Origin of the sequence: Catellatospora sichuanensis (assembly GCF_007483665.1) — a bacterium.
Classification (GTDB): Bacteria; Actinomycetota; Actinomycetes; order Mycobacteriales; family Micromonosporaceae; genus Catellatospora; species Catellatospora sichuanensis.
Window position 1 is genome coordinate 196,843 of record NZ_ML660188.1, and the last position, 12,391, is coordinate 209,233.

Annotated in this window: 7 protein-coding genes; 3 read left to right on the top strand and 4 right to left on the bottom strand. The window is 70.1% G+C overall.

Annotation, left to right across the window (positions count from 1 at the left end):
• The first annotated feature begins 2 nt into the window (after positions 1-2).
• Positions 3-1,763, top strand: a complete 1,761-nt coding sequence (locus FLL47_RS09820; protein WP_144120135.1) for a vWA domain-containing protein — start codon at positions 3-5, stop codon at positions 1,761-1,763.
• Positions 1,764-1,858: 95 nt separating this feature from the next.
• On the top strand, positions 1,859-5,896 hold the full coding sequence (fxsT, locus tag FLL47_RS09825; RefSeq protein WP_246157735.1) for an FxSxx-COOH system tetratricopeptide repeat protein: 4,038 nt from the start codon (positions 1,859-1,861) through the stop codon (positions 5,894-5,896).
• A 112-nt stretch (positions 5,897-6,008) separates the two neighbouring features.
• On the opposite strand, the gene FLL47_RS09830 is transcribed toward fxsT, so the two are convergent.
• Both FLL47_RS09830 and FLL47_RS09835 read right to left on the bottom strand, forming a co-directional pair.
• Positions 6,009-8,117, bottom strand: coding sequence for a putative bifunctional diguanylate cyclase/phosphodiesterase (locus FLL47_RS09830; RefSeq protein WP_144120136.1), 2,109 nt, complete (start codon positions 8,115-8,117; stop codon positions 6,009-6,011).
• A gap of 260 nt (positions 8,118-8,377) precedes the next feature.
• Positions 8,378-8,725 (bottom strand): hypothetical protein, encoded by a 348-nt coding sequence (locus tag FLL47_RS09835; RefSeq protein WP_144120137.1) that lies wholly within the window; start codon positions 8,723-8,725, stop codon positions 8,378-8,380.
• A gap of 292 nt (positions 8,726-9,017) precedes the next feature.
• On the opposite strand from FLL47_RS09835, the gene FLL47_RS09840 reads away from it, so the two are divergent.
• On the top strand, positions 9,018-10,709 hold the full coding sequence (locus tag FLL47_RS09840) for a pectinesterase family protein (protein ID WP_144120138.1): 1,692 nt from the start codon (positions 9,018-9,020) through the stop codon (positions 10,707-10,709).
• A 129-nt stretch (positions 10,710-10,838) separates the two neighbouring features.
• Here FLL47_RS09840 and FLL47_RS09845 read toward each other — a convergent pair whose 3' ends face one another.
• Positions 10,839-11,693 (bottom strand): alpha/beta fold hydrolase, encoded by an 855-nt coding sequence (locus tag FLL47_RS09845; protein WP_144120139.1) that lies wholly within the window; start codon positions 11,691-11,693, stop codon positions 10,839-10,841.
• Between the two features lie 158 nt (positions 11,694-11,851).
• Positions 11,852-12,361 (bottom strand): mycothiol transferase, encoded by a 510-nt coding sequence (locus FLL47_RS09850; RefSeq protein WP_144120140.1) that lies wholly within the window; start codon positions 12,359-12,361, stop codon positions 11,852-11,854.
• Positions 12,362-12,391 lie beyond the last annotated feature (30 nt).

The window sequence follows — 12,391 nt, forward strand, 5'->3', positions numbered from 1 at the left end:
CCATGGCCTCGCGCCGGACCCAGAGGTGGCTGCCGGTCGCCTTCGCCGCGACCGTCGGCTTCGCCCTGATCGCGGGCTCCTACGTATACGTGTCCGCCGTGGCCGGTGACCGCAGCGACTGCGTCGCGCTCGACGTCGTCTCCTCCACCGAGAAGAGCGACCTCGTCGAGGACCTGGCCGAGCGCTACAACGGCAGCAGACGGCGCTTCGACGGCCGGTGCGCCGACATCGCCGTCACCGGCATCACCTCCGGGCAGGCCATGGAGGCACTGGCCGGTGATTGGACCGCGCTGTCCGGCAGCCGTAGCCCGCGGCCGCAGGTGTGGCTGCCGACTTCGACGCTGTGGACCGGGCAGCTTCAGTTGCTCGACCGGGCCAACAAGCGCGAGGAGCAGACTGCCGGCGAGTACGAGTCGATCGCCAACAGCCCTCTGGTCATCGCCATGCCCGCCACCAAGGCGCGGTACCTGCAGCAACAGGGCGCACTGGGCTGGGGCGACATCCTCGGCATGTCCGGCGAGAAGGGCTGGGCCGAGTTCGGCAAGCCCGAATGGAAGCGGTTCACCTTCGGCAAGGACAACCCGAACCTGTCCACCTCGGGTCTGGCCGCGACCATCGCGACCTACTACGCCGCGACCAACACCTCCAGCGACCTGACCGCCGCCGACGTGCGCGACCCGAAGGTGACCAGGTTCGTGCGCCAGATCGAGGCGAACGTCTCGCACTACAGCGACGACGTGGTCGACCTGCTGCGCGCACTGGCCGCCGCCGACCTCGCCGAGGTCGACGGGAACGCCGCCGGCTCCGACCTGAGCGCGGTCGTCACCCAGGAGGAGCTGGTCTACCTCTACAACACCGGCGCGCTGAGCGACAATCGCAAGCCCCGCGAGCCGCTGGTGGCGCTGTATCCGAAGGAGGGCACCTTCAACCTCGACCACCCGTACGTGGTGCTGCCGCAGGCCAGCGACGTACAGCGGGCGGCCGCCGCGGACTTCCTCGCGTTCCTGCAGGACGAGCCCCAGCAGCGGGAGTTCGCCGCGATCGGGTTCCGCGACCACGAGCAGGCCGCGTCCGACGAGTTGGTCCGGGTCGTGGGGGGAAAGCAGGCCGCGGGCGTCTACTTCGACCCGCCGTCGCCGGAGGTCGTGCAGGGCATCAAGACGAGCTGGGCGACCCTGCGCAAGAAGGCCAACATCCTGATGGCGGTCGACGTGTCCGGCTCGATGACGGCCAACAAGGTGACCGACACCAAAACCCGCCTCCAATACGCGACGGACGCCGCCAAGAACGGCATCAAGCTCCTCAACAGCGAGGACCGGGTCGGGCTGTGGGCGTTCTCCAACAAGCAGGGCGGATCGTCGCTGCCCTACCGCGTACAGCTGCCGCTGTCGCGACTGGACGACCGCCAGTTCGGCGCGAAACTGGACACGATGCGCTCCGGGGGCGGCACCGCGCTGTACACGACCATCCGTGCGGCTCACCAGCACATGCTCGAGAACTACGACCGCAACCGGATCAACGCGGTGGTGGTGCTGACCGACGGGGAGAACGAGTACCCCGAGGACAACGACTTGGCCAAGCTGCTGCGCGACATCGAACTCGACCCCGACCGGCCGGTGAAGGTGTTCTGCATCGCCTTCGACGAGGCCTCCGACCTGCCGACCCTGCAGAAGATCGCGGCCGCCGGCGCGGGCAAGGCGTTCGACGCCAAGGACCCCGAGAAGATCGACGAGGCCTTCGTGAAGCTGCTCAGCAGCTTCTGACGAACACACCGGGGCCGACTTCGCGCCACCCTCGCCATCGGCACACCACCGCCTGTACGGCCTTCAGCGGCGGTGCCTTGGCACCACGCTGCCCGGTGCGCCGGCCGGCGCCACCGCCGAGCAGACTTGCGGAGTTTCGCCACGCCGATACGACGATTGCGGCCACGCGTCATCGAGAATGGACAGTAGCCAACAACTCGACTCTGCTCGATCACGATCGATTCCGAAAACGCCCCACGCGGCCGACACCGCGTGAACACGGGTCACCCACTCCTCAGAGACGGGCACCGATTCTGATGATTGAGACGGCTTCCGGCCAGATCGTGACGTTCTACTCCTTCAAGGGCGGGACGGGCCGCACCATGGCGCTCGCCAATGTCGCCTGGATCCTCGCCGCCAGCGGCAAGCGGGTGCTGGTCGCGGACTGGGACCTGGAGTCACCCGGGCTGCATCGATTCTTCAGGCCCTTCCTCAGCGCGGAGGCCGTCCGGAAGGCGCCAGGCGTCATCGACATGGTCCGCCAATACGAGGACCAGGCACGCAACAACACGCAACGTCCATCGGACTGGCTGATCGAGTACGCCAAGGTGTCGCACCTCGCTTTTCCCGTGCAATGGGAGTTCCCCAACGGCGGCAGGATCGACTTCCTCGCGGCCGGCAACCAGAACACCTATTACGCGGTCGCCCTCAGCGGGCTTGACTGGGACACCTTCTACAACCGCCTTGACGGCGCGGACTTCTTCACCGCCCTGCGAGCGAACATGAAGCAGAACTACGATTACACCCTCATCGACAGCCGCACCGGCCTGAGCGACGTGGCCGACATCTGCACCCTCCACCTGCCGGACACGCTCGTGGACTGCTTCACCTTCAGCGAGCAGGGCATCGACGGGGCGGCTGAGGTCGCGACCCAGGTGGCCATGGCCCAGCAGCCACGCAAGATCCGGGTGCTGCCCGTTCCGATGCGTATCGACACGGCCGAGAAGGAGCGGGCCGACGCCGGGCGCCGGCTGGCCAAGCACCGCTTCATGGACCTGCCGGTGCTGCCCACCCCCGAGGATCGCGCCGAGTACTGGAGGACCGTGGAGGTGCCCTATCGGGCCTTTTACGCGTACGAGGAGATCCTGGCGACCTTCGGTGACGTTCCCGGTTCTCCGAACTCCATGCTCGGCGCCTACGAGAAGCTCACCGCGTACATCACCGACGGCCTGGTGGACCACATGCCGCCGATGGAGGAGGCGGTGCGCATACGCGAACTCGAACGATTCAAGCGGCGGGTGGAGACGCACGAGATCCTTCTGTGTTACAGCCCGCGCGACGAGGTGTGGGCGGAATGGATCGAGAAGCTGCTCGTCGCCGTAGGGCTCAGGGTGAGCCTCGCCGGCAGCGACACCGTCGCCGTGCCCTCGGACCAACCGGGCCGGCGCAGACTGTCGATCATCTCGTCGGACTACCGGGCGGCTCCGGTGCTCCCCGAGCCCGTGGGGCAGGCCGCGCCGCTGGCGGTCTACGTCGCCGACGTGCGTGCGTGGAGCAGCGTGGCGCTGGAAGACTCGGCGTTCATCGCGGGCCATTCCGCCGCTGATGCGGCTGCCCGCGTCCTGCGCCTGGTCGGACGCCCTCCCGGCGACCAGCTGGCGTCGGCCAGGATCCGGTTCCCCGGCGAGGCCCACCGCGTGTTCAGCGCGCCCGCGCGCAACCCGCGGTTCACCGGCCGGGACAGCGTGCTGCGTGACCTGCGCGCCCAGCTGCGATCTGCGGGTTCGGCCGTCGTGCTGCCGGTCGCGGTTCAGGGCCAGGGCGGGGTGGGCAAGACCCAGCTCGCGTTGGAATACGCGTACCGCTTCGGGGCCGCATACGACGTCGTCTGGTGGGTTACCGCCGACCCGCCGCAGTTCGTCGACTCCGCGCTGCTCGAACTCGGTGATCGGCTCGGCGTCGGCTTCGACCCCGGCGCGACCGACAACATTCGCCACGTCCTGCAGGCGCTCAGCGGTGCCGAGCACTCCGGGCGCTGGCTGCTGATCTTCGACAACGCCGAGGACCTCGCGCGGGTGAGCCCCCTGCTACCGCACGGCGGTGGTCACGTGCTGATCACCTCCCGCAACCGGGACTGGAGCGACCGGGCACAACCGCTGCACATCGACGTCTTCAAGAGGGAGGAGAGCGTCGCCCACCTCCGGCTCAGGCTTTCCTCACTCACCGCGGACGAGGCGGAACGGATCGCGACGGCTCTCGGCGATCTTCCCATCGCCATCGCCGCCGCCGGGGCGCTCCTCGCGGAGTCCAGCACCCCCGTCGCCGATTACCTTCGCGCCGTCGAGGACGGCACCGCCACCACGCACTCGGTCCAGACGACGTGGACCCTGTCGCTGAACCGGCTGGCGGAGCGGTCCCCCGCCGCGTACCGCATGTTCCAGCTGTGTTCCGTGCTCGCTTCGGAGGTCGCGTTCGACCTGCTCAACAGCGACCGCATGGGGCTCGCGCTGGCGTCGACCGAGCCGGCCATGTCTGACCCGCTCATGCGGGGCGTCCTCACGAACCACCTCAACAAACTTGCGCTGATCAAACTCGACACGCACTCGAAGCAGATCCACGTCCACCGCCTCCTGCAGCAGATCGTGCAGGAACGCATGACACCCGAGGAGCTGATCGACACCCGGCACGAGGCGCACCTCATCCTCGCAGCCGCCCGGCCGGACGGCTCGGTCGACGACCCGAAGAACTGGGAGGCCCTCCGCCTGCTCTGGCCGCACCTGGTGGTTTCCGAGGCGGTCACCTGCACCGACGCGAAGGTTCGCCGGCTGCTGATCGACCGGGTGCGCTTCCTCGACCAGAGCGGTGAGCCCCGTGAGGCGGAGAGTCTGGCCGACCGGATTTCCGCAGACTGGCGCCGGCGCCTGGCCGACGACACCGAACCCGACACGGGGCTGCAGCACCAGCTGTTGGAGCTTCAGTTCAACATCGCCAACATCCTGCGCGCCACCTCGCGGTTCCAGGCCGCACGCACGCTCGACGAACTCGTCCTGGACGAGCAACGCCGACTGCTCGGCGCCCACCACCCGCAGACCCTGCGCACGAACGGCAGCCTGGCCGCCGACCTGCGCGGGCTCGGCGAATACGCGGCCGCTCTGGAAATGGACCGCGTCCTGTATGACGCCTGGGTCGATGTATTCGGCGAGCACGACAACCTCACACTGAACGCGTCGACCAATTTGGCGGTCTCCCTCCGGTTGATGGGCGACTACCAGGCGGCCCTTGAGCGCGATCAGACAACCCTCCAGAGCAAGCAAGAACTACTGGGCGAGGACCATCCGGCCACCCTGCACTCGGCCTCGTGCCTGGGCCGCGACCTTCGCGACGCGGCCAGGTACGCCGAGTCGGTCAGCCTGCTGCGGAGGGTGTATGGCGACATCGTCGCCAACCGCGGACCCGACCGCGTCGAGGCCTTCAACGCCCAGACCAACCTGGCGGTGTCCGTCCTGGCGGCCGGTGACGCCACCGAGGCGCTCACGCTGCTGCAATCGGCCTACGAGCAGCTGCGCTTCAGTTTGGGGCCGGACCACCCGCAAACCCTGGCCTGCCGGCTCAGCCGTGCGCTCACACTGCTCGCCACCGGCCATAACAGGGCCGCGGAACTGGAGCTGCGAACCATCGTCACGTCTTTCAGCGCATTGCTCGGTGAGGAGCATCCGCACACCCTGATCTGTATGAGCAACCTCGCGGCGGTCTGCCGCTCGACCGGCAACGCCGACGGCGCGCGGGAGTTGGCCCAGCGGGCGGCCGAACACCTCGCCCTGAAGCTTGCTCCCGACCACCCGTTCACCCTGGCCGCACAGATGAACCACGCGGTGTGTCTGGCCGAGAACGACGACCTGGCCAAGGGAGCCGCGCTCACTGCGGACACGCTCACCTTCCTTGCCTCGACGCTCGGGCGACGACACGCAGACACGTTGCGCTGCCGGGCCAACCTCGCGCTGATGCGGCAGGCACAGGGCGGCACCGGCTCGGATGCCAGGCCGGATCCTGTGATCAGGGAGCTGGCCGATGCGATCGGCGATCAGCACCCCAGCGTGCAGGCTCTTCGCCTGGGCACATACGTGCACCGGGTGGTCGACCCACACCCGTACTGATCGATCGTCCGCCCGCGCGGCTCGGCAGCTCGCCGGGCCGCGCAGGATTCAGTCAACGGTCGGCCGTCGATCGAACGCTGGCAGTCGCGTGAACAGTGTGTCGGTCAGCCAGTCACCAGCGCGCGGCCTGCTGCCCCGGGAGCGCGGAGACCAGTGTGGACGTCTCCGCCGGCTCGTCGGCACCGGCGAGCGACGCCGCTGCGGCATCGGCGACCAGCTGCGGGATGCGCTCGGCGGGCACGGCGGGCGAGAGCAGGTAGCCCTGCATCAGCGAGCAGCCCGCCGCGCGCAGCTGCCGCCGGGTCTGCGCGTCCTCGATGCCTTCGGCGACGGTACGCAGCCCCAGGGTCCCCGCGAGCGCGATGACCGACGACACGATCGCGCTGTCGTGCTGGTCGGAGGTCATGCCCGAGACGAACGACCGGTCGATCTTGATCTCGTCGAGCGGGATCATCCGCAGGTGCTGCAGGGACGAGAACCCGGTGCCGAAGTCGTCCAGCGCCAGGCCGACCCCGAGGTCGCGCAGCTGGTCGATGGTCCGCATGGCGCGGGCCGGGTCGGCCATCAGAGCGCTCTCGGTGATCTCCAGCTGCACCAGACGGGCCGGTACGCGGTGCTCGGCCAGCCGATCGCGCAGCCGCGCGACGAGGTCGTCGCGGAACAGGTCCCGGATGCTGACGTTGACCGACGTACGCAGGTCGAGGCCCGCCGCCCGCCAGCGCCCGGCCTGGGCGACGGCGTCGTCGATGATGCGGTCGGTGAGCTGGTGCATCACCGGCGTGTGCTCGACGACCGAGATCACGGTGGCGGGCGAGACGGGCCGGCCGGTCGGGTCGGTCCAGCGCAGCAGTGCCTCCACACCGACGATCCGGCCACTGACCAGGTCGGCCTGCGGCTGGTAGTGCACGGCGATGCGTTCGCGGTCCTCGGTAACGATGGCGTGGCGCACCTGGTCCAGCAGGGCCAGGCGCTGCGGGTGCCGGTCGGTGCCGGGGCGGTAGAGGGCCACGCAGACGTTGTCGCGCTTGGCCTCGTACATGGCGATGTCGGCGTGGCGCATCAGGGTGGCGAAGTCCTCGCCGTGCTGCGGGCTGACGGCGACCCCGACCGCGGCCGTGACCTCGACCTCGAGGCCGCTGAGGCGCACCGGGCCGTTGACGGCGGCGCTGATGCGCTGGGCCGCCAGCAGTGCCCGGTCGGCGTCGGACTCGTCGAGCAGTACGCCGAACTCGTCCCCGCCGAGCCGGGCGACCAGCGCACCGGTCGGCAGCCCGCCGCGCAGCCGCTCCGCGACTGCGGTCAGCAGCTGGTCACCGGTCTCGTGGCCGAGCGAGTCGTTGACGTACTTGAAGCCGTCGAGGTCGAGCAGAAGCAGGGTCGGGCCCTGGCCGTGGCGCAGCGGCTCGGCCAGCGCCTCGGTGTACGCCGACTGCAGGCTGGCCCGGTTGCCCAGGCCGGTCAGCGGGTCGGTGAGCGCGGCTCGCTGGCGTTCGGTCGACAGGCGCGCCATGCGCTCGACCGCGTACAGCGGCATGATCACCAGTGGCACGAAGCCGAGGCTGACGTGGCCGGTGACCGCGAGCACGGGGCTCAGCATGGTCAGCGCGCCGAGGTGTACGGCCGGGTCGCGCATGTTCGTCAGGCGTTCGCGCAGGCTCTCCGGCGGCTGGGCGCGGCCGCCAGCATGCGCCGTGCGCGGCTGGGTCACCATGACCAGCCAGCCGTAGACGGCCACGAAGGCGAGCGCCGCGCCGGCAACGGCGAGGGTGTCGTTGATCAGGTCGGCCGAGGTCACCGTGTGGAACGGGTCGGGCTCGCCGACCAGCAGCACCAGGTATGCGGCCCCGAAGGCGGCGGCGTAGCGGGCGGCGCCGAGCACGGCGTCGCGCCATGGCTGCCGGGCCCGGATGGCGATCACGGCCACGGCCAGCGTCTGGACCACGATCGCCGGGCCGAGTTCCCAGCACAGCAGGATCGCGAAGGTGAACACCAGGGACGGGCTGATCACCGCGCCGGTGGCCTTGCCGGAGGCCGGCAGGTAGGTGACGGTCGCGGCGGCCAGCGCCAGGAACGTCATCACCCAGAACGGGGTCTTCTCCATGGCGAGCGGCACTTGCGCCAGGGTCACGGCGGCCAGCACTACTCCGGTCAACGTCAGCACGGCCGGCACCATCGCCGGTCGTCGGATCAGGGGCAGGCCGCCCACGGCCAGTGGCGTCACATCGCCCTCCCAAGGCACCTTGCGGGCTGAGATCACACGAGCCGCCAGCCTAACCGACCAAAACGGGAAATCTGAGTATTCTGCGCTTTACTCAGATTTCTCCCACATCCTCGTTTCTTCGGGAATGCCCTCCGGACGGAGATCACGCCGGGTCGGGGCGTGACTGGAGCAACAGCGGCCACAGCCGTACGGCAGGTTCGTCACCCGCGCTCCCCATCAGCCCGATCGGGCGATTCACGCGGGATGCCGGATGCGCCGGGTCAGCTGTCCTCGATCAACCTGTCGAGGCGGCGTACCAGGGCGGCGTGCTCGTCGGCGAGGCGCCGCACGCGGGCGGTGTCCCGCGGGTCGAGCGTGCGCCGCAGCTCGGCGACGGCTTCGAGCTCGTGTTCCCACTGCGACAGCCGGCCGGCGTCGGGAGCGGGGCGGCCTTCCTCCTGCTCGATCAGGACGGAGTAGCACACGATCGCGATGCCCATGATGTCCAGGGCGGTCTGGTGGCTCACCGCCAGCCCTGCCGGCAGGGCGCTTTCCGGCGCGTTGTGCGCCACCGACTCGGTCACCGACACCTCCATGTCGACCGGTGCGCCGCACGGATGATCGGCCACCGTGCTGGACGATACGCCCTGCCCGGAGCGCTGCGGCAGCAGCATCGATCATTCGGCGAGCGAGATCATCCGGGCCGCCGCGGCAGGCCTGGGACCGGTGGCAGGACACTTGCGCCGGACCGCCGCCCGCGCCGGACCGGGAACACATGACGGCCGACGGGCGGTCTCACCGGCGGATCATCGGCATCGATTGACATCACGATGGTGGCCGCGTAGGTTGCGGCGGAAAGCGCTTTCCATTTCGTGCGGCGTCCCGCTGGGACGCCGACGCCCCACAGAGTGGAGCCGACACATGTTCATCACCGACCTGCTCCGCCGCGCCCGATGGCGGCCGGTGGCGACCGCCGCCGCCGGCCTGGCCCTGGCCACCGCGATGGCCACGCTGACCTTCACCGCCACCGCCGCGGCGGCCACGCTCTACGCCGACGACTTCGAGGACGGCAACTCGGCCGGCTGGACCTCCTCCGGCGGGAGCTGGAGCGTCGCCACCGACGGCAGCAGGGTGCTGCGCCAGTCCGGCACCAGCTCGGACGCCCGCGCACTGGCCGGGTCGTCGTCGTGGCGGGACTACACGGTCACCGCCCGGGTCAAGCCCACCGCCTTCAACGGGGCCAACCGCTTCACCGCCGTCATCGCCCGGGCCCAGTCGAACACCAGCTACTACTACCTGGCCCTGCGGTCCAACCACACCGTGGAGCTGAAGAAGCTGGTCGGCGGCTCGTCCACCACCCTGGCCACCGCTTCGGCCACCGTCACCACCGGCGCTTGGCACACGCTGTCGCTGTCGGTGTCGGGCACCGCCCTGCGCGGCACGGTCAACGGTGCGATCGTGCTGACCGCCACCGACGCCCAGTTCGCCACGGGGGGCATCGGTCTCGCGACCTTCTACGCCGCCGCGTCCTTCGACGACGTGACCGTGTCCGACAGCGCCGCGCCCTCCCCCAGCGCCTCTCCCCCGGCCACGCCTTCGCCGTCGAGCAGCCCGTCGGCCCCGCCGTCGGCCAGCCCGCCACCCGTCGGCGCGATCGTGGTGGCCGAGGACGGCAGCGGCCACCACACCACGGTGCAGGCCGCCGTCGACGCCGTGCCCGCGAACAATACGAGCCGCGTCACGATCAGCATCAAACCCGGCACCTACCGGGAGCTGGTGACGGTGCCCGCGAACAAGCCGTTCGTGTCGTTCGTCGGCACCACCGGCAACGCCGCCGACGTCGTCATCACGTACGACAACGCCAGCGGCACGCCCAAGCCCGACGGCAGCGGCACCTACGGCACCACCGGCAGTACCTCGGTGATGCTGGAGGGCAACGACTTCACGGCCCGCAACCTGACCTTCTCGAACACGTTCGACGAGGCCGCCCACGACTACAGCGCCGAGCAGGCCGTCGCCGTGACGACCCGTGGTGACCGCCTGGTCTTCGACAACGTGCGGATCCTCGGCAACCAGGACACGCTCCAGCCGAGCTCCCCCAACGCGGCGACCGTCAGCCGGGCCTACTACCGGAACTGCTACATCGAAGGCGACGTCGACTTCATCTTCGGCCGCGGTACGGCGGTCTTCGACCGCTGCGAGATCCGCTCGCTCAACCGCGGATCGACGAGCAACAACGGGTACGTCACCGCGGCCTCGACCACCATCACCAACCCGTACGGCTACCTGTTCACCCGGTGCACGCTGACCGCACCGGCCGGCGTCGCCGCGCAGAGCGTCCACCTCGGACGGCCGTGGCACCCCAGCGGCGACGTCAACGCGATCGCACAGGTGCTCCTCCGCGACTCCGTGCTGGGCGCCCACATCAAGGACGCCCCGTGGACGGACATGTCCGGCTTCTCCTGGCGGGACGCCCGGTTCTTCGAGTACCGCAACACCGGGCCCGGCTCCACCGTCACCGCGGACCGGCCACAGCTACCCGACGCGGACGCGCCGCAGTTCACCGCACAGGCATACCTGGCCGGCAGCGACGGTTGGAACCCCGTCAGCTGACTCCCGGGCCCCGGGCTCCTGATCATGCCTGCGGCGAGGCGTGGTCGGCCCGGGGTGTGTGCCCGCCGGAATCCCCGGCGGGCACACACCGCCCGGCTGACGACGACCGTCCGCCGGGCCAGCGGCGGATCAGAAGGTCAACGGCCGCAGGAAGTCGTCGACGGCGGCGCGGAACGCGGCCGGCTGCTCCACCCAGGGGTGGTGTCCACAGCGCTCGATGACGGTGAACTCGGCTGACGGGAAGAGCCGGGACAGCGCGCGCACCGGAGCCAGCCCGGCGCTGCAGTCCTGCGCTCCCGCGAGGACCAGCACGGGCGCGGCGACCTCGCCGAGGCGCCGCGCGAGGTCTGCCGGCGGTTCGACGCTGAAATACGCCCGGTTCGCCGCGAAGCTGTACAGCGCGGTCGCCGCGTGGACCTGCTCCAGCTCACCCCAGGCGGCGTAGCCGAGCGGGGCCACCTGCCGGTACCACGCGTTGAACCCGGCGTCGTCATGGCTGCCGGGCCCGGTGGCCCAGGCCGCGACCGCGGTGTCGAAGACGGGGTCACCGCGCCGCGCGTCGATCAGCGCCGGGGTGTCGGACGGCTCGTCGACCAGGTAACCGGCCGGCGGCGTGACCAGCACCAGTCCGGCGAGCCGGTCCGGGAAGCGCGCCGCGTAGCTGATCGCGAGCCGGGTGCCCGCCGAGTGGCCCAGTAGCACCATCCGGTCCAGGCCCAGCTGGACGCGCAGCTGCTCGATGTCCTCGGCCTGTCGCCAGAAGGACGCCGTCTCCGCGGACTCCGGCAGCGGGGAACGTCCCACACCGCGCAGGTGGGGCAGGATCAGCCGCCGGGCGTCGCCGAGTCCGGCCAGGTCGCCCAGGTATCGCGGATGCATGGCCGCACCACCGGCGAGCGCGACGACCGGCGGTCCGCCGGCTCGGCCGTGGTTCAGCTCGTCGTAGTGCAGCATGGCTCCGTCGGAGCCGAAGTAGGTCGTCATAGGTGATTCGCCTTCCGGGATGCCTCACGGGCGCCCCGACGGCCACCTACGTCAGATGGACCGCACTGCCTGGCGGAGGGGGAGCACCCAGCCTGATGTCGCGTTGATGGGTCTCACCTCCTCGAATCGGTCGCGTGAGCGGTGACGTTACCAGACGATCATGCGGTGGTCTCGGCCGCGGCAAGCTCGGCGACGATGTCCAGGTGGCCGGCGTGACGGGCGTACTCCTGCAGCAGGTGGAACAGGACGCGCTCCAGGGTGGGCGGCTCGGCCCCTTCCCAGCGCTCGCTGGGGCGGCCCACCGTGGCCAGGTCCGTGGCCAGGACGACCTCGCGGGTGTGCTCGCCCTGCGCCAGCAGCACGGCGACCAGCTCGGTCACCGACTCGGACGGGTCGACGTGCCAGCGGTCGTCGCGCCGGTCGCCCCACGGGTAGCCGACGTCACGGCCCTCGAAGCCCCACGCGATCCACCGCAGCTCGACGAAGCGCAGGTGTTTGAGCAGCTCCACCGGCGTCCAACCGGATACGAGCCGGCTGCGGCGCTGATCCGCCTCGGACATCTGCTCGACGGTGGTGATCACGGTGGCCCGGTAGTGGTCGAGGTAGGCGGTGAACACCTCGTTGCGGGAGCCGATCGGCGCGGTCGGGCTGGGCGGGGAGTCGGTCACCCGTCGAGTATGCCGTCAACCGCCTGCGCT

Coding starts and splice junctions, on each gene's coding strand:
- FLL47_RS09840 (WP_144120138.1), top strand. CDS start 9,018: ATGTTCATCACCGACCTGCTCCGCCGCGCCCGATGGCGGCCGGTGGCG.
- FLL47_RS09820 (WP_144120135.1), top strand. CDS start 3: ATGGCCTCGCGCCGGACCCAGAGGTGGCTGCCGGTCGCCTTCGCCGCG.
- FLL47_RS09845 (WP_144120139.1), bottom strand. CDS start 11,693: ATGACGACCTACTTCGGCTCCGACGGAGCCATGCTGCACTACGACGAG.